Annotated in this window: 20 protein-coding genes; 10 read left to right on the top strand and 10 right to left on the bottom strand. The window is 66.1% G+C overall.

All coding sequences use genetic code 11. The features are described from left to right. Positions 1 to 78 precede the first annotated feature (78 nt). Positions 79 to 867, top strand: a complete 789-nt coding sequence (locus EYE42_RS13370; protein WP_130991823.1) for an EcsC family protein — start codon at positions 79 to 81, stop codon at positions 865 to 867. A gap of 69 nt (positions 868 to 936) precedes the next feature. Here EYE42_RS13370 and EYE42_RS13365 read toward each other — a convergent pair whose 3' ends face one another. Further along, positions 937 to 2,469 carry an ATP-dependent DNA helicase gene (locus EYE42_RS13365; protein WP_130991822.1) on the bottom strand — a complete coding sequence of 511 codons (1,533 nt, stop codon included), beginning with the start codon at positions 2,467 to 2,469 and terminating at the stop codon, positions 937 to 939. A 159-nt stretch (positions 2,470 to 2,628) separates the two neighbouring features. On the opposite strand from EYE42_RS13365, the gene EYE42_RS13360 reads away from it, so the two are divergent. After that, entirely contained in the window at positions 2,629 to 2,835 is a 207-nt protein-coding gene (locus tag EYE42_RS13360) for a hypothetical protein (protein ID WP_130991821.1), read from the top strand. A 167-nt stretch (positions 2,836 to 3,002) separates the two neighbouring features. Further along, positions 3,003 to 3,209 carry a hypothetical protein gene (locus EYE42_RS13355; protein ID WP_130991820.1) on the top strand — a complete coding sequence of 69 codons (207 nt, stop codon included), beginning with the start codon at positions 3,003 to 3,005 and terminating at the stop codon, positions 3,207 to 3,209. Between the two features lie 52 nt (positions 3,210 to 3,261). On the opposite strand, the gene rpmE is transcribed toward EYE42_RS13355, so the two are convergent. From rpmE to EYE42_RS13310, 9 genes are all read right to left on the bottom strand, one after another. Next, positions 3,262 to 3,483: a 50S ribosomal protein L31 gene (gene rpmE / locus EYE42_RS13350; protein WP_130991819.1), complete on the bottom strand. Its 222-nt coding sequence runs from the start codon at positions 3,481 to 3,483 to the stop codon at positions 3,262 to 3,264. An 11-nt stretch (positions 3,484 to 3,494) separates the two neighbouring features. Next, positions 3,495 to 3,878 carry a 50S ribosomal protein L19 gene (gene rplS, locus EYE42_RS13345; RefSeq protein WP_130991818.1) on the bottom strand — a complete coding sequence of 128 codons (384 nt, stop codon included), beginning with the start codon at positions 3,876 to 3,878 and terminating at the stop codon, positions 3,495 to 3,497. After that, positions 3,875 to 4,762: a tRNA (guanosine(37)-N1)-methyltransferase TrmD gene (gene trmD / locus EYE42_RS13340; protein ID WP_130991817.1), complete on the bottom strand. Its 888-nt coding sequence runs from the start codon at positions 4,760 to 4,762 to the stop codon at positions 3,875 to 3,877. The genes rplS and trmD overlap by 4 nt, the downstream gene beginning before the upstream one ends. Continuing rightward, on the bottom strand, positions 4,755 to 5,255 hold the full coding sequence (rimM, locus tag EYE42_RS13335; protein WP_130991816.1) for a ribosome maturation factor RimM: 501 nt from the start codon (positions 5,253 to 5,255) through the stop codon (positions 4,755 to 4,757). Before rimM ends, trmD begins: the two co-directional genes overlap by 8 nt. 46 nt (positions 5,256 to 5,301) lie before the next feature. Beyond that, the gene (gene rpsP / locus EYE42_RS13330; RefSeq protein ID WP_130991815.1) at positions 5,302 to 5,658 is read right to left on the bottom strand and encodes a 30S ribosomal protein S16; all 357 of its coding nucleotides are present in this window, start codon (positions 5,656 to 5,658) and stop codon (positions 5,302 to 5,304) included. Positions 5,659 to 5,699: 41 nt separating this feature from the next. Then, positions 5,700 to 5,996: a chorismate mutase gene (locus EYE42_RS13325; RefSeq protein ID WP_130991814.1), complete on the bottom strand. Its 297-nt coding sequence runs from the start codon at positions 5,994 to 5,996 to the stop codon at positions 5,700 to 5,702. After that, positions 5,993 to 6,523 (bottom strand): GNAT family N-acetyltransferase, encoded by a 531-nt coding sequence (locus EYE42_RS13320; RefSeq protein WP_130991813.1) that lies wholly within the window; start codon positions 6,521 to 6,523, stop codon positions 5,993 to 5,995. The genes EYE42_RS13325 and EYE42_RS13320 overlap by 4 nt, the downstream gene beginning before the upstream one ends. A gap of 4 nt (positions 6,524 to 6,527) precedes the next feature. After that, complete coding sequence (gene ffh, locus EYE42_RS13315; protein ID WP_130991812.1) at positions 6,528 to 8,021, bottom strand: signal recognition particle protein; 1,494 nt, start codon at positions 8,019 to 8,021, stop codon at positions 6,528 to 6,530. 176 nt (positions 8,022 to 8,197) lie between these two features. Continuing rightward, positions 8,198 to 8,785 (bottom strand): FMN-dependent NADH-azoreductase, encoded by a 588-nt coding sequence (locus EYE42_RS13310; protein ID WP_130991811.1) that lies wholly within the window; start codon positions 8,783 to 8,785, stop codon positions 8,198 to 8,200. Positions 8,786 to 8,883: 98 nt separating this feature from the next. Here EYE42_RS13310 and EYE42_RS13305 point away from each other — a divergent pair, with 98 nt between their 5' ends. From EYE42_RS13305 to EYE42_RS13275, 7 genes are all read left to right on the top strand, one after another. Further along, on the top strand, positions 8,884 to 9,729 hold the full coding sequence (locus tag EYE42_RS13305) for a LysR family transcriptional regulator (RefSeq protein ID WP_130991810.1): 846 nt from the start codon (positions 8,884 to 8,886) through the stop codon (positions 9,727 to 9,729). A 63-nt stretch (positions 9,730 to 9,792) separates the two neighbouring features. Next, the gene (locus EYE42_RS13300) at positions 9,793 to 10,362 is read left to right on the top strand and encodes a peroxidase-related enzyme (RefSeq protein WP_130991809.1); all 570 of its coding nucleotides are present in this window, start codon (positions 9,793 to 9,795) and stop codon (positions 10,360 to 10,362) included. Positions 10,363 to 10,394: 32 nt separating this feature from the next. Further along, the gene (locus EYE42_RS13295; protein WP_130991885.1) at positions 10,395 to 11,267 is read left to right on the top strand and encodes a DMT family transporter; all 873 of its coding nucleotides are present in this window, start codon (positions 10,395 to 10,397) and stop codon (positions 11,265 to 11,267) included. Positions 11,268 to 11,387: 120 nt separating this feature from the next. Next, the gene (locus EYE42_RS13290) at positions 11,388 to 12,158 is read left to right on the top strand and encodes a division plane positioning ATPase MipZ (RefSeq protein WP_130991808.1); all 771 of its coding nucleotides are present in this window, start codon (positions 11,388 to 11,390) and stop codon (positions 12,156 to 12,158) included. An 80-nt stretch (positions 12,159 to 12,238) separates the two neighbouring features. Beyond that, positions 12,239 to 13,408, top strand: coding sequence for an efflux RND transporter periplasmic adaptor subunit (locus EYE42_RS13285; protein WP_130991807.1), 1,170 nt, complete (start codon positions 12,239 to 12,241; stop codon positions 13,406 to 13,408). Continuing rightward, complete coding sequence (locus EYE42_RS13280) at positions 13,405 to 16,458, top strand: efflux RND transporter permease subunit (RefSeq protein WP_130991806.1); 3,054 nt, start codon at positions 13,405 to 13,407, stop codon at positions 16,456 to 16,458. The genes EYE42_RS13285 and EYE42_RS13280 overlap by 4 nt, the downstream gene beginning before the upstream one ends. 57 nt (positions 16,459 to 16,515) lie before the next feature. Continuing rightward, entirely contained in the window at positions 16,516 to 17,034 is a 519-nt protein-coding gene (locus EYE42_RS13275) for a type 1 glutamine amidotransferase domain-containing protein (protein ID WP_130991805.1), read from the top strand. The last annotated feature ends 99 nt before the right edge of the window (positions 17,035 to 17,133 follow it).

Raw genomic sequence — 17,133 nt, 5'->3', positions numbered from 1 at the left:
CCGGACAGGGCAGGATACCCCCCGGCACCCGCAGCGCATCGGCCTGCATCACGGTCGATCACCCACACGAGGATACCGATGCCCACCCCATCGCAACTGGTGCTTCCGCCGATCAGTGACCCTTCGGTACACGCCCAGATCGACCGCCTTGCCCGGCGTTATCTGGATGCGGGCGGGCTGGGCATGGAGCTTATGGCCGTTGTCGGCAACAGCGCCGAAGGTCTGATCGAGCGGCTGCCCGCCTTTGTGCGCAGCCGGATGGACGGATTGACGCGCGCGGCGCTGGACCGGGCGTTCAGGGTGGCAACACGGTCGCGCCGGATCGTGCGCGACCGGGGGGACTGGTTCAACCGCCTGACCTCGACCGTCAGCGGCGCGGTGGGGGGTATCGGCGGCTTTGCAGGCGCCATGGTCGAACTGCCCGTGACCATCACGCTGCTGTTGCGGTCCATGCTGGACATCGCGGTGGAACACGGGCTTGATCCCGACAGCGAGGACGTGCGGATGGAATGCCTGCGCATCTTTGCGGCGGGCGGCCCGATTGCCGAGGATGACACGACCGACCTGGGACTTCTGGCCGCGCGGCTGTCGGTGACGGGGCAGACGGTGCAAAGTCTTATCAGCAAGGTGGCACCACGCCTGTCGGTATCGATGGGACAAAAGCTGGCCGCACAGGCTGCGCCGATCTTTGGTGCGGTGGTCGGCGCCTCGATCAACTATACCTTTGCACGCTATTATCAGGAACTGGCCCGCGTGCATTTCGGCATCATGCGCCTGTCGCAGGAAACGGGCATCCCCAAGGAAGCCCTGGTCGAGGCGCTGCGCCTGTCGATCGAACGGCTGGATCACCGCCGCGCATCGCGCTGATCTTTGCCTTGACCGAAATATCCTCGGGGGGCCGGGGGGCGAAGCGCCCCCGGCCATCGCGGGACGCCATCACTCGGATTCGTCAGCCAGCGCAAGGTCCGCTGCCGGAACGTCCAGATCATCCGTTCCCAGCGGCGCCGATGGCCTTGCCAGCCGCGCCCTGGTGATCCAGAGCAGGCGTTCCTGCGCGCGGGTGATCGCGACATAGGCCAGCCGCTTCCATAACGGCAGTCCCGCCTCGGACCGGTTGGACCATGCGGCAGCCGCGATGTCGGGACCGAACACCTGGACATCGGGCCATTGGCTGCCCTGCGCCTTGTGGATCGTCACCGCCGCGCCATGCAAAAAGGTCGCGCCCATGCGGGCGGCATAGGGAATGAAGGGCTCTTCCTCGTCCGGCAGCTCGATCTTGACGATGCTGGCGGCCGACAGGCGCGGCTCCTCGGCCCCGATGACATGCAGGCGGGAAAAGCCGGGCTTGCGTCCGGGGCCAAGATAGACCACCTGCGCCCCCTTGATCAGACCCCGTGCCTCCAGGTCGATCCGCTTCTTGCGGTGTTTCAGGGGCAGTTCGATCCCGTCGCAGATCAAGGGCTCGCCCGGCAGCAGGGCATCGCCCGGCGCGCCATGGGCGCTGCGAAAGGCCTGAATCAGACGGATGCGGGTGGCGTTGCGCCAGACCAGGACCGGACTGCGCGCCATCAGGTCGCTTTCGACCCGTTCCGCCCAGACCACCCGGTCATCGCGCCGGGCCGCCGCGCGAATGAGGCTTTCAAACCCGTCAAAGGACAGGCTGTCGTCGCCAAGCGCGTGGGCCAGGTCCAGGATGGGACTGTCCTCGGCCTGCCGATGCACACGGTTCAGCATCAGCCGCTGCGCAGGCGTCAGCCGGTCAAAGACCATCTCTCCCGATTGCCCGACGGGGGCAAGCTGGGCGGGATCGCCAAACAGGATCAGGATCGGAAAAATCTCGCGCAGGTCGTCGAACTGCTTTTCGTCCAGCATCGAGGCCTCGTCGATCAGGCCTATGTCCAGGGCATCCTCGCGCCGTTTCCAGCCCCGTATGAAATCCGAGCCGCGCAGTCCCGCTGCGGCCAAGGCACCGGGGATCGAGGCGTGCTGGTCATGGAACGCCTTGGCCCGGTCCAGGGCGGCATCGGTCATTCCCTCGACCGCCGGACGGTCGCCGCTGCCCGTCAGCCATTCGGCCAGCCTTTCGTATTCCGGGTCATAGACGGGGGTGTACAGGATACGGTGGATGGTCGTTGCCGGAACGCCGCGCATCCGCAGCACGAAGGCCGCCTTGTTCGTGGGGGCCAGAACCGCGAGGCTGCGCCGGTCCTTGCGCCGCCGGCCTTCGTAATCCCCGCTGACGATCTCGACACCGGCTGCGCGCAAGGCCGCCGTGATCTGCGACAAAAGCAGGGTCTTGCCCGATCCGGCCTTTCCGATCACCGCCATGACGCCGCCCTTGCCGGGCTGCGGGGGACGCAGTTCCCGGGCGATCAGGTCGATGCCGGCGGCGCCCAGGGTTTCGGCGAGCGCGTCCCAAGCCTCGGCCTGGTCGGGGGAAAGGGTCTGGGCGGGGATGGAACTGGTCATGCCCCGCCATAGCGTGTCCCCGATGGAAAGCGAACCCTTTGGGCCGCCGGCGGGCGCTGCCGGGATCATCAGCCGGGCGGCAGGATGACGCATGGCGGCGGGGTCACGCAACTTTCCGGCTGTTGTTGCGTGTATGCAGCACCAGCAAAAGGAGCGCCCATGATCGAACTGCTCTTTGTCACCTGCCTGATTGCCGATCCCGGCCAATGCACCGAACGCAGCCTGCTTTTCGAGGCCCGGTCGGGCTTGCAGGACTGCATGTTGTCCAGCCAGGCCGAGCTGGTCCGCTGGGTGGAGACGCATCCCAAGGATCAGGTCGTGCATTGGAAATGCCGCTATGCGGACAAGGACGAGCGTGCGGCCTGACAGCCGGAACGGCCCGATCCTGGAACGCCCTGGACAAAGGCACTGCGCCTGATTCGCTTGCATTCTGCAGGCCGCGATAAAGTCAATTCAGACCTTTATCGGATAATCACGCCTGTTTCACGCCGGTGCCTTATCCTCTGATTGCCCGCTGCACAGAGGATAATGTCATGATCGAACTGGTATTCGTTTCCTGCCTTGCCGCCGCACCCGACCAGTGCCGAACCCAAAGCCTGCTTTACGCCCCCGAAACCGGGCTGATGACCTGCATGATCCACGGCCAGGCCGCAATCGCCAGATGGAGCCAAACCCATCCCGGCCAGATCGTGCGGGACTGGAAATGCCGCATGATCGACACCCGAGAGGTCCGGGCCTGACATCAAAACGCCGCCCGGAACAGGGCGGCGTTCGTTTCTTTGGGGGCGGGTTTCAGAAGCCCAGGCCCGCGTATTTCGATTTGAACTTGGACACGCGGCCGCCGGTGTCCATCAGTTTGGCCGAACCGCCGGTCCAGGCCGGATGCACCGTGGGGTCGATGTCCAGCGTCATGGTGGCGCCTTCGGATCCCCAGGTCGAGCGGGTCTGGTAGGTGGTGCCATCGGTCATCTTGATCTCGATGGTGTGGTAATCGGGGTGGATGTCTTTTTTCATCGGATGAACCCTCAGGCTTTCGCGTCGGACAGCGGGCGATAATTGGTCTTTTCGACGATCCGGGCCGATTTGCCGCGACGGTCGCGCAGGTAATACAGCTTGGCGCGGCGGACCTTGCCGCGGCGGACCACCTCGATCGAATCGATATTGGTCGAATACAGCGGGAATACGCGTTCCACACCTTCGCCAAAGCTGATCTTGCGCACGGTAAAGCTGGCGCTGATGGTGCTGCCGCCCTTGCGCGCGATGCAGACGCCTTCGTACATCTGGACGCGGGTGCGGGTGCCTTCGGTCACTTTGTAGCCGACGCGCACGGTATCGCCGGCCTTGAAATCCGGGATATTCTTGCCGAGCGAGGCAATCTGCTCGGCTTCGAGTTCTGCGATCAGGTTCATCGCCTGGGTTCCTTGTCATGCTCGCGGCGGTCCCGCGATTGGTCTGATGCGCCCGAGAGCTGTCGGTCCTTTGCCGGGTCCATACCGTCCTGGTATGCCCGCCACAGGTCGGGGCGGCGTTGCTTGGTCAGCCTCTCGGCCTCACTGACGCGCCAATGACGAATGGCCGCGTGATTGCCGGACAGCAGAACCTCCGGTATCTCGCGGCCTTCCCATTGGGCGGGCTTCGTGAACTGGGGGGCTTCCAGAAGCCCCCTGTTGCCGATGGAAAAGGATTCCTCGGCCAGAGAGTCGTGATTCCCCAGCACGCGCGGTATAAGGCGAACCGTCGCGTCGATCAAGACCTGGGCTGCGATCTCTCCTCCGGTCAGGACATAGTCGCCGATGCTGATCTCCTCGACGGCATGCGCATCCAGGACCCGCTGGTCCACCCCCTCGAACCGGCCGCAGATCAGGGTGACGCCGTTGCCCTGCGCCAGATCGCGCGCGCGGGCCTGGGTCAGCGGCGCACCGCGCGGGGACATGTAGATCACCGGGCGGGCCGGACCCTGCCGCGCCTCGCGCAGGGCCGCATCCATTACGTCTGCGCGGATCACCATGCCCGCGCCGCCGCCTGCCGGGGTGTCATCGACATTGCGGTGCTTGCCCGTGCCGAAGTCGCGCAGCGGGACGGTGCGCAGGTTCCACAGGCCCTGCGCCAGCGCCTTGCCGGTCAGCGACAGGCCCAGGATGCCGGGAAAGGCCTCGGGGAACAGGGTGACGATGCTGGCGGTCCATGCGCCCTGCACCTGCGGCTCGGCCATCAGCTCGCGCGGGCGCAGGCTGGCGCTGATGGACAGGCGGCCGTGAGACTTCGAGGGGGGGGATTTGGGCGGGTCACTCATCAGAGGCCGGGGGATCGGCGACGATCCGGCGCGCGGCCAGATCCACGGTCGGCACGACGGCGCGGGTAAAGGGCAGCAGCAGGACGTCCTTGCCGCCCACGACCTCCAGGATGTCGCCCGCGCCATGATCGAAGATCGCGCGAACCCGGCCCAGGACCGCGCCGCCGGGATCGACGACCTCCAACCCGATCAGGTCGGCATGATAGAACTCTTCGTCCGGCAGCAACGGCAGGGCGTCGCGCGGCGCCCACAGGGTGACGCCGCGCAAGCCTTCCGCATCCTCGCGGGTGATCACGCCCGACAGGCGCGCGCCAAGACCGCCGGTGACGGGGCGTGTCAGCGTCACCGTGAAGCTGCGCTTGCCGTCCTCGGTCGTCAGGGGGCCATAGGTGGCGATGTCGGCAGGATCAGAGCAGAAGCTTTTCAGCCGCACCTCGCCCCGGACCCCGAAGGCCCCGGCGATCGCGCCCACGCAGATGCGGTCCACTGTCATGCCAACCCCGGTGTGAAAAAGGCGGGGCAGCCCCCGCCCGGTCGGATTACTCGGCCTCGGCGGGGGCAGCGGCTTTCGCGGCCTTCTCGGTCGCGCGCTGCTTGGCCTTCTTGCCCGGCTCGGCCTTCTTCATGTTGGCGCGGGCGGCCTTTTCGCGAACGCCGGCAGCTTCCAGGAAGCGGGACACGCGGTCGGTCGGCTGGGCGCCCTGGTCCAGCCAGTGCTTGGCGCGGTCCAGGTCCAGCTTGATGCGATCCTCGCTGTCCTTGGCCAGCAGCGGGTTGTAGGTGCCCAGCTTTTCCAGAAAGCGACCGTCGCGCGGCATACGCGAATCGGACACAACGATGGCGTAATGCGGGCGCTTCTTGCTGCCGCCACGGGCCAGACGGATTTTCGTTGCCATTGGTTTTCTCCTTATGAATGGCGAATGCGGGGCAAGGCCCCCTAGGATTGGAAGGTTTCGTGGTGCCGGATCACTTCGGCGATCACGAAGGTCAGGAATTTGCGCGCGAATTCCGGGTCGAGATCGGCCTCGCGCGCGAGGCGTTCCAGCCGCTCGATCTGCTGCGCTTCGCGGGCGGGATCGGACGGCGGAAGGTCGTGTTCCGCCTTGAGACGACCGACGGATTGGGTGTGCTTGAATCGTTCGGCCAGCGTATAGACCAGGATCGCGTCCAGCCGGTCGATGCTGGCGCGATGTTCCCTCAGCAGGTCTGCGGCGCGGGTCGCGGTGTCCATCAGCGGGCCTCTCTGGGATGGCGATAGACAAGGCAGGGCTCGTCGGGACAGGGGACGGCGGCGCCCGCGTCACGCCGGGCGCCGAGGCGTTCCGCCAAGGCGATGGACCGCAGGTTGTCGGGGTCGATATAGCTGACGACCTCGACCCAGCCCAAAGCTGCGCGGGCAAAATCCAGCGTGGCCCGTGCCGCCTCGGACGCATAGCCCCGGCCTTCGGCCTCGGATGTCCAGATCGTCCAGCCGAGTTCGTGTTCCGGCCAGCCTTCGGGGAACCAGGGTCCGGCCATGCCGATGGGCCTGTTGCCGTCCCGCAGGGTCAGGACGAACATGCCGTATCCCCGCAGCACCCAGTGGCCCACCGCGTGCCCGAACACCCGCCAGGCAAAGCCCGCATCCGTGCGTCCGTCAAGGATGTGCCGCGACCGTCCGGATGCCGCAAAATCGCGCCAGGCGGGCCAGTCGCCTGCCTGCGGCGCGCGCAGGACCAGGCGTTCGGTGGTCAGGACAGGGGTATCGGACAGGGTGACCATCGGCCTATTTCTTGAACATGCCCGACAGGCCGCCCGGCAGCCCGGCCTTGCCCAACTGACCCCCCAGGCCGCGCGGATCCTGCAGCATCTTCTGCGCCTCGGCCATCTTTGCCGGATCGAAGTTTTCCATGTCGGGCAACCCGCCGCCCTTGCCGGTCATGGCGCGCATGGCCTGTTTCAGCATCCCGCCCTTGCCCATCTTGCCCAGCTTCTTCATCGTGTCGGCCATCTGCTTTTGCATCTTAAGCAGGCGGTTCAGTTCGGCCACATCCATGCCTGCGCCGGCTGCGATCCGTTTCTTGCGGCTGGCTTGCAGCATGTCGGGATTGGCGCGTTCCTTTTTGGTCATCGAATTGATCAGCGCAATCTGGCGGGAGATGGCCTTGTCGTCCATGCCGGCGGCCTCGGCCTGCTTGGCCATTTTCTGCATGCCGGGCATCATGCCCATGATGGACTGCATCCCGCCCATCTTCTGCATCTGTTCCAGTTGGCCTTTCAGGTCGTTCATATTGAACAGCCCCTTCTGGAACCGCTTCATCATGCGTTCGGCCTGCTCGACCTCCAGCACCTGCTGGGCCTTTTCGACCAGGGCCACGATGTCGCCCATGCCCAGGATGCGGCCCGCGACGCGCTGCGCGTCAAAGGTTTCCAGCGCATCCATCTTTTCGCCAAGACCCACGAACCGGATCGGCTTGCCGGTGATGGCGCGCATCGACAGCGCCGCGCCGCCGCGCCCGTCGCCGTCCATCCGGGTCAGCACGACGCCGGAAATCCCGACCTTGCCGTCGAATTCGGTGGCGACGTTCACCGCGTCCTGGCCGGTCAGGCCATCGACCACCAGCAGGGTTTCACGCGGCTGGGCGATGTCGCGGACGGCCAGGACCTCGTCCATCAACTGCTGGTCGATGTGCAGGCGGCCGGCGGTGTCCAGCATCACCACGTCATAGCCGCCAAGCGACGCCTGCTGCTTGGCGCGCTGTGCGATCTGCGGGGCGGTCTGGCCCGGCACGATGGGCAGGGTGTCGACGCCGATCTGGGTGCCCAGGATCGCCAACTGCTCCATCGCGGCGGGGCGGTTGGTGTCCAGTGACGCCATCAGCACGCGCTTCTTTTCGCGATCCTTCAGGCGCAGGGCCAGCTTCGCGGTGGTGGTGGTCTTGCCGGACCCTTGCAGGCCGACCATCAGGATCGGCGCGGGCGGGTTGTCGATGCGCAGGGCGTCGGGCGCGTCGTCGCCCTGCAGGGTCTTGATCAGTTCATCATGAACGATCTTGACGACCTGCTGGCCCGGGGTGATCGACTTGGTGACGGCAGACCCAGTGGCCTTGGAGGTGACCGCCTTGACGAAGTTGCGTGCCACCGGCAGCGAGACGTCAGCCTCCAACAGGGCCACGCGGACCTCGCGCATGGCGGCGGTCACGTCATCCTCGGTCAGGGCGCCCTGCTTGGTCAGCCGGTCGAAGACGCCGCCCAAACGGTCGGAAAGGTTCTCGAACATCGCCGGGCCTCCTTGGGTCCAAAACACTGCAGCCCCCGTGGGCGCAACGCGCTGACGGAGGGCGATCCCCACGCAAGGAAGGGACCGGAAGGTCAATCCTTCCGGGAATCCAGAGGCTGATACGCAAAAACGGCCTGCGAGTCAACGCAGGCCGCAATGCCCGTCAAAACAGCAGGTCAGGCCGCCAGATCGTCCAGGGCTGCCTGCGCGCGGGCCAACCCGGCCTCGCGGTCCATCGCCAGGCGATCAGCAGCCACGAATTCAACATCGGTGATGCCAAGGAATCCCAGCATGAAGCGCAGATAGCCCGAAGCGTGATCGAAGTCCGACCCTATGGGGGTGCCCGCGGCACTATAGGCGATGATGGCGCGCTTGTTCGTCAGCAGGCCCTCGGGCCCGGCCTCGGTATAACGGAAGGATTTTCCGGCCCGCGCGATCTGGTCCAGCCAGTTCTTGAGTTGCGCAGGCAGGTTGAAATTATAGACCGGCAGGCCGATCACCAGAACGTCCGCCGCCTGAACCTCGGACAGATAGGCATCCGACATGTCGATCAGGCGCTGCTGGTCGGGCGTGGGGTTTTCCGGCGTCATGCGCACGGCGGAGAACCAGTTGCTGTCGATGGCTGGCACGCCGTCGTTCAGGTCGCGATGGGTCACGGTCGCCTGGGGGTTGGCTGCGGTCAGCTTGGCCACGATGTCGGCAGTCAGCTTGCGCGACACCGAGGCTTCGCCGGTGATGGCGCTGTCGATATGCAGAATTTTCATGTCGGATCCGTCTTGGTTTGATGCGTTGCGGATGATTTAGGGCTGGGCTTGAACGAACGGAATGGCGATAAACGCGCAAGGTCTGTGCGGAGATGCACATGAGTATCGACAGTTGGGACGATCTGCGCACCGCCTTGGCCGTGGCGCGCACCGGAACTGTCAGCGGCGCTGCGGCGGCGTTGGGGGTTCATCATGCCACGGTGATCCGCCGCATCGACGGGCTCGAGGCGCGGCTGGGCGCCAAGCTGTTCCAGCGCCATCCCCGCGGCTATGCCCTGACGGACGCCGGGCAGGCCCTGCTGAAGGTCGCGGGCGACGCCGACGAACGCTTTGCCCAGCTTGCCGCGCAGATCGCCGGCAGCGGCGACCGGATCGAGGGCGAGCTGGTCGTCACCTCGCTGCCCGATCTGGGCGATGTGGTCCTGCCGCGCCTGGTTCGCCTGATGCGGCGGCATCCGGGGCTGCGAGTCCGTTACGAAACCGACGTGCGCCTGTTCCGCCTGGACGCTGGCGAGGCGCATGTGGCGATCCGCGCGGGCAGCCAGCCGACCGAGCCGGACTATATCGTCCGCCCCATGGGCAGGATGCGCCATCCCCTGTATGCCGCGCCCGACTATGTCGCCGCGCATGGCGTCGTGACGGACCTTGCCGGGCATCCGCTGGCCGTGTTGGGTCCGCAGGCGCGCAACGCGCCCTTGATGGTCTGGCTGCGCGACCGGATCGACCCCCGGCAGATCGTTCTGACCGCCAATGACGACGCCGCGCGCGAGGCCGTCATCCGGGCAGGTCTTGCCATCGGTCCCCTGCCGCTGTCGCGGGCCAGGGGGTTGGTCGAGGTGATGTCCCTGCCCGAATGGGATTCGCGCCTGTGGCTGGTTACGCATGTCGATCTGCACCGCTCGACCAAGGTACAGGCTGCCGTTGCGGCACTGCGCGACGCCTGACCCCTTCACAGTCTGCACGCCGCAGGCCAGTCTGACGCTGATCCATCGGGCAAAAGGAATCCTATGACCCATCCCATCAGCCGCTTTCCTGTCCCCGACCTGGACAGCCTTCCCGACGACATGCGTGACGCCATCGCCGCCGTGGCCGAAAAATCGGGCTTCGTACCCAATGTCTTTCTGGCCCTGGCGCATCGGCCCAACGAATTCCGCGCTTTTTTTGCCTATCATCAGGCCCTGATGGACAAGGAGACCGGCCTGACCAAGGCTGAACGCGAGATGATCGTGGTCGCGGTCAGTGCTCTCAACAACTGCCAGTACTGCGTGGTGGCCCATGGGGCGATCCTGCGCATCCGGGCCAAGAACCCGATGATCGCCGACCAGATCGCGGTCAACTGGCGCAAGGCGGATCTGTCCGACCGGCAACGCGCGATGCTGGCCTATGCCGAAAAGGTGACGCTTGCGGCCTATCGGATCGACGAGTCCGATCATCGGGCGCTGTACGATGCTGGGTTCGACGCCGACGACATCTGGGACATCGGCGCCATCGCGGCCTTTTTCGGGATGTCGAACCGGATGGCCAATGCCGGGGATTTCCGGGCCAACGACGAATTCTACATGCTCGGCCGCGCGTGACGCGCCGGGATGCCCTGCGCGGACATGCCGCGATGCTGCTGTTTTCGGCGCTGGTAGCGGGGTCGTTCTCGCTGGGGGTCAGGACCGCGAACCTGATCGACCCGGCAGCGATCACCGTCGCGCGCTTTGTCATCGCGGCGGGGGTATTGGCGGGCATCGCGCTACTGTTTCCCGGCCGGGGCAGGCCGCGCGCGCTGGTGCAGGCGCCCTGGCGGTACCTGCTGCTGGGCGGGGCCTTTGCCGGCTATTTCGTGCTGATGTTCGAGGGGCTGAAGACCGCCCCCGCCGTCGCGGCGAGCGCGGTCTTTACCCTGACCCCGATCATGGCGGCGGGCTTTGGCTGGTGGCTGCTGCGGCAGCGGATGACAGGGCATCTGGCGGCGGCGCTGGCCCTGGGTGGCGCAGGGGCGCTGTGGGTGATCTTTCGCGGCGATCCGGCCGCGCTGCTGCGGCTGGACATCGGGCGGGGCGAGGCGATCTATTTCGTCGGCTGCGCGCTGCATGCGCTTTATACCCCCCTGGTGCGCCGGCTGAACCGGGGCGAGGGGCCGCTGATCTCCTCGCTCGGCACGCTGGTGGCGGGGGGCCTGCTGACGGCGCTGTGGGGATGGGGCGCGCTGACCGCAACCGCCTGGGGCGCGCTGCCGGCCATCGTCTGGTTGACGATCTTCTATGTGGCGGTCTTTGCCAGCGCCGTCACCACCATGCTGGTCCAGTATGCCGCGTTGCGCCTGCCTGCCGCCAAGGTCATGGCCTATACCTATCTGACGCCCTTGTGGGTCATCCTGACCGAAGCCGCCCTGGGCCATGGTCTGCCCGGCCCTGCGCTGTTGCCGGGCATCCTGGCCACCTTGGGCGCATTGGCGATGCTGCTGAAATCGGACGAACCGGTCCGGGCGGCCTGACCTTTCTGACAAGGCGCGTCCTTGGCGCACCACTGCCCGTGCCGATTGCAGGGCGGCGCTTTTCTTCGCCTGTACGCGCGGATAGGTTTCGCCCGGATAAGGGACGGCAAGGGGCGGCATGTGGCGCATATCATTGTTGTCGGCAACGAAAAGGGCGGCTCGGGGAAATCCACCACCTCGATGCATCTGGCGACCGCGCTGGTGCGCATGGGCCACCGCGTCGGCGGGCTGGATCTGGACGTGCGCCAGCGCAGCTTTGGCCGCTATCTGGAAAACCGTGCCCATTTCGTCCAGCGCGAAGGGCTGAGCCTGCCAATGCCGCTGATCGGCGCGCTGGGCGATGGCGCCGATCCGCTGACACCCGCGCTGACCGAACTGGAAAAATCCTGTGACTTCATCCTGTTGGACTGTCCCGGATCCCATACCAGGCTGAGCCAGATGGCCCATACGCTGGCCGACACGCTGATCACGCCGATGAACGACAGCTTTATCGACTTTGACCTGCTGGCCCGCCTGTCGCCCGAAGGCAGGATCCTCGGGCCCTCGATCTATGCGGAAATGGTCTGGGCCGCGCGTCAGATGCGGGCCCAGGCGGGCGCCGGGCCGATCGACTGGCTGGTCCTGCGCAACCGCCTGGGCACCCAGCAGATGCACAACAAGCGCAAGGTCGGCGGTGCCTTGCAGACGCTGTCCAAGCGCATCGGATTCCGGGTCGCGCCGGGCTTTTCGGAACGGGTGATCTTTCGCGAACTGTTTCCGCGCGGGCTGACGCTGCTTGACCTGAAAGACATCGGCACCGAACAGTTGTCCATGTCCAACATCGCTGCCCGGCAGGAACTGCGCGACCTTGTTGCAGAACTGAACCTGCCGGGGGTTTCGGTCAATTTCTAGGCAGCGGCATTACGGCACGTTGTTGGCACGGCTTTGCGCCCCTAGATTGGTGGCAGGGCCACGGGACATCGGGCTGAGACATGCGTTTCCTTTCCGTTCTTTTTGCCGTTCTGGTCCTGCCGCTGTCGGCCCTGGCCAACGAAGCGGCCATTGCCGCCACGCCATCCGGGCCATCCCTGCCGTCCGTCACGGTCGAGCCGGCCTCGCAGTCCGAAGTCCAGGCCCGCGTTCCGGTCTCGGGCTCGGTCGTCGCCCGGCAAGAGGTGCAGGTCTTTCCGCGGGTCGCGGGCTACGAGATCGTGGAGATCCTGGTCGAGGCCGGCGACAGCGTGGCCCAGGGCCAGGTTCTGGCGCGACTGGCCACCGACACGCTGACGGTGCAGCTTGAGCAGGCCCGCGCGGAATACCAGCGTGCCGAAGCCAGCGTTCGTCAGGCCCAGAGCACCATCGACAGCGCCGAGGCGCTGCTGACGCAGGCGCGCACGACGCTGGAACGGGTGCAGCGGCTGCGCACGGGCGGCACCGCGCCGCAATCGACGCTGGACGATGCCGTCGCAACCGAGGCCAATGCCCGTGCACAGGCCGCGTCTGCCGCCGATGGGCTGGCGGTGGCCCGCGCGGCCCTGGCACAGGCCGAGGCCGCGCAGCGGATCGCCCAGATGAACCTTGACCGGGCCGAGATCGCGGCTCCGGTTGCGGGGGTCGTTGTCGAACGCCGGGCGGAACTGGGCGCGCTTGCCGGTAGCGGTGGCGATCCGCTGTTCACCCTGCTGGCTGATGGCGCCGTCGAGGTGTCGGCCGAGGTGATCGAAACCGCCCTGCCGGCGCTGAAGGTAGGCGATCCGGCTGAAATCACGGTGGCGGGCGCAGGCACGGTGGCCGGGCGGGTCCGCCTGGTTCCGCCATCGGTCGATCCGGTCACCCGGCTGGGCGTGATGCGGATCGCCCTGGACCGGGCCGAGGGGATCAGGATCGGCCAGTTCGCCAGTGGCTGGGTCATCACCGACCGGCGCCACGCCGTCACCGTTCCGGCGGGGGCGGTGCTGGCCGACGACGCAGGCGAGCGGGTTCAGGTCGTCCGGAACGGCACTGTCGAAAGCCGCCCTGTCCGCACCGGCGTGTTGTGGAACGGCCAGCGCGAAATCGTGGACGGCGTGATTGCAGGGGAACAGGTGATCGCCCGGTCGGGCGCCTTTTTCCGCACCGGCGATCAAGTGCGTCCGGTCCCGGTGGCCCAGGCCGCGCCATGAACTTTTCCACCCTGTCGATCCGCCATCCGGTTCCACCCATCGCAGTGTTTCTGGTCCTGCTGGTGGTCGGGCTTTACAGCTTCATGCGCCTGCCGGTCACGGCGATGCCCAATATCGACCTGCCCATCGTCCAGGTCACCATCGCCCAGCCCGGCGCCGCGCCCAGCGAGATCGTATCTCAGATCGTCCAGCCGGTCGAGGACAGCATCGCATCCGTCACCGGCGTGCGCCACATCACCTCGACCGCGATGGACAGTTCGGCGGCCATTGTGGTGGAATTCGAACTGGAAACGGACAGCGACCGGGCGGTGAACGACGTCAAGGACGCGGTGTCGAACGTCCGGGCGCAACTGCCCGAAAGCATCAACGAACCCCTGGTGCGGCGGCTGGACGTGATGGGAATGCCGATCCTGACCTATGCTGTCAGCGATCCGGGCCAGTCCATCGAGTCGCTGTCGAAATTCGTGGACGACGTGATCGGGCGCGACCTGTCCACGGTGGACGGCATCGGCAAGACCACCCGCATCGGCGGTGCCGCGCGCGAGATCAGGGTGGATCTTGACCCCGACCGTCTGCTGGCTCATGGGCTGACGGCGGCGGACGTGTCGAACCAGCTTCGGGCGCGGAACATCGACCTGGGTGGCGGGCGGGGCGATCTGGCCGGGCGGGAATATTCGATCCGCGCCCTGGGCGCGGCGGATACCGTGGATCTTCTGACGGCGACCCCGATCACCATCGCTGGCGGGCGCACGGTCCGGCTGGACCAGCTTGGCCGGGTCAGCGACGGCGCCGCCGACGAACGCAGCTTTGCCCTGCTGGACGGCCAGCCGGTGGTGGCCTTTGGCATCTACCGGGCCACCGGCGCCTCGGATCTGGCGGCGGGGGACGGGGCCAAGGAACGCCTGGCGCAGATCGCCGACCAGTATCCCGACACTCGCATCACCCTGATCGACGATGCGACCACCTATACCCAGGCCAGCTATCACAGCGCCATGACCACCCTTTACGAAGGGGCGGCGCTGGCGGTGATCGTGGTGTTTTTGTTCCTGCGTAACTGGCGCGCGACGCTTGTTGCCGCCGTGGCGTTGCCCCTGTCGATCATCCCCACGTTCTTCGTGATGCACTGGCTGGGCTTTACGCTGAACGGCATCAGCCTTTTGGGGATTACGCTGGTTACGGGTATTTTGGTGGACGATGCCATCGTCGAGATCGAGAATATCGTCCGCCATATCAACATGGGTGTGCCCGCCTATGAGGCCAGCGAGGAGGCCGCCAACGAGATCGGCCTGACGGTGATCGCGATCAGTCTGTCCATCGTCGCGGTCTTTGCGCCGGTCAGTTTCATGGGCGGCATTCCCGGGCAGTATTTCAAGCAGTTCGGCCTGACGGTGGCGGTGTCGGTGCTGTTTTCGCTGCTGGTGGCGCGGATCATCACGCCGATGATGGCGGCCTATCTGATGCGGGGCGCGTCCCATCCGGGCGATCGCAAGGACGGTTTCGTCATGCGCCGGGTGATGGCCGTGGTCGGCTGGACCATGCGCCATCGGGGGCTGACGCTGCTGACGGGGGTGGGGATCTTTGCGGTATCCATCTGGTCGGCCACGCTGCTGCCCACCGAATTCATCCCCGCCTCGGACATCGGCCGTAGCCAGATCAAGGTGGAACTGCCACCGGGCGCCACAATCAGTGACACCGAAGACGCCGCCCGCCGTCTGTCCGCCCGTATCGACGAGGTGCCCGAGGTCCGGTCGGTCTTTTTCTATTCCGACGGATCGGACGTGACCGAGGCGCGGGTCATGATCAACTATGGCAGCAAGGATGACCGCGAGCGGTCCCAGTTCGAGCTGGAGGCCGAGGTCAAGCGGCTGCTGGAGCCGACCCCGGACATGCGCATCGATTTCCAGAACGAAAATGGCCAGAACGACCTGACCATCAATGTCCTGGGCCCAACCGAGGACAGCACTACGCTGGCGGCCGAGCGTCTGGCCGCGGCGATGGCGAAACTGCCCTCGCTGGAAAGCGTGACCACCACGGCACGGCTGCAACGGCCGGAAATCCGCATCACGCCGCGTGCCGATCTGGCTGCGCAACTGGGGGTTTCGGCCAGCGACATGGCGACCACGCTGCGGATCGCCACCCTCGGCGATGTCGAGGCGAACCTGGCCAAGTTCAATGCCGGCGACGAACAGGTTCCCATCCTCGTGCGCCTCGATGCAGATGCCCGGGCAGACCTGATGCAGATCCAGAGCCTGCGCGTCAATTCGGCATCGGGCCAGATCCCCCTGGGGGCGCTTGCAGACGTGACTTTTTCTGCGGGCGCGACCGAGATCGGACGCTATGACCGCCAATTCCAGACCACGGTGAACGCCAATCTGGCCGACGGCCAGTTGCTGGGGCCTGTCAGCGCCCAGGTCGAGGCGATCCGGGCCGGGATCGAGATGCCGCCGGGAACGCGCATCCAGCCTTCGGGCGACGCCGAGATCATGGGCGAGGTCTTCGGTGCCTTCGGCATCGCCATGGGGGCGGGAATCCTGCTGGTCTATGTCGTGCTGGTGCTGCTGTTTCACAACTTCATCACGCCGGTTTCCATTCTGCTGTCGCTGCCGCTTGCGATCGGCGGGGCGATCCTTGCGCTGTTCGTCACCGGCCATTCGATCAGCATGGCGGTCGTGATCGGGTTCCTGATGCTGATGGGGATCGTCACCAAGAATTCGATCATGCTGGTGGAATTCGCTCTGTCGGCGATAGAGGCGGGGACGACCAAGCGCGAGGCCATCCTTGACGCCGTTCACAAGCGCGCGCGCCCCATCGTCATGACCACCATCGCCATGAGCGCGGGAATGATCCCTTCGGCCCTGGCCACCGGCGAAGGGGGCGAGTTCCGCGCGCCCATGGCCATTGCCGTGATCGGGGGGCTGCTGCTGTCCACGGTGCTGTCGCTGCTGTTCGTGCCTTCGCTGTTTTCGGTGATCCATGGCGGGCAGGACCGGCTGACGGGGTGGATCGCCCGGCGGGCCGGGCTGAATCGTCCCCGGCAACCTGCGGAATGACCGGAACTTCGCGGGCCGGGTCGCATTGGATGGGCTGAACGCGAAAAGGAGTCCATCATGGCAAAGGTTCTGATCATGGCATCGGACGGGTACGAACAGTCGGAACTGTTCGTCCCGTTGGAAAAGCTGAAGGATGCAGGCCATCAGGTCGATATCGCCGCGCCGGAAACCGGTGACATCAAGGCCTGGGACAAGGACGATTGGGGCAAGTCGGTCACGGCGAACAAGGCGATTTCGGATGTCAGCGCAGGCGATTACGACGCCCTGGTCCTGCCCGGCGGGGTCATCAATCCCGACACCCTGCGCACCGACAAGACCGCCGTTGCTCTGATCCGCAGCTTTGCCGAGGCGGGCAAGCCCGTCGCCGCAATCTGTCATGCGCCTTGGCTGCTGGCCGAGGCCGGGTTGGCACGGGGGCGGCGGCTCACCAGCTATGATTCGATCCGCACCGACATGAAGAACGCAGGCGCCGATGTGGTGGACGAAAAAGTGGTGGTGGACCGGGGCGTCATCACCAGCCGCAATCCCGACGATCTGGACGCCTTTGTCGGCGCCATCAAGGAAGCCTTGGGCTGACCTTACCTTGCGTCCCACGGCTGCCGAGGGAGCTTTGTCCCGACCCGGGAGGGTTTTTGGCAAAGGTGAAAATGGGCAAGGGGGGCGCCAAAATGGCGC

It is taken from the genome of Paracoccus subflavus, from assembly GCF_004310345.1.
Taxonomy (GTDB): domain Bacteria; phylum Pseudomonadota; class Alphaproteobacteria; order Rhodobacterales; family Rhodobacteraceae; genus Paracoccus; species Paracoccus subflavus.
Note: the sequence above shows the minus strand (reverse complement) of the source record. Positions and strands in the feature narration are given on the sequence as shown.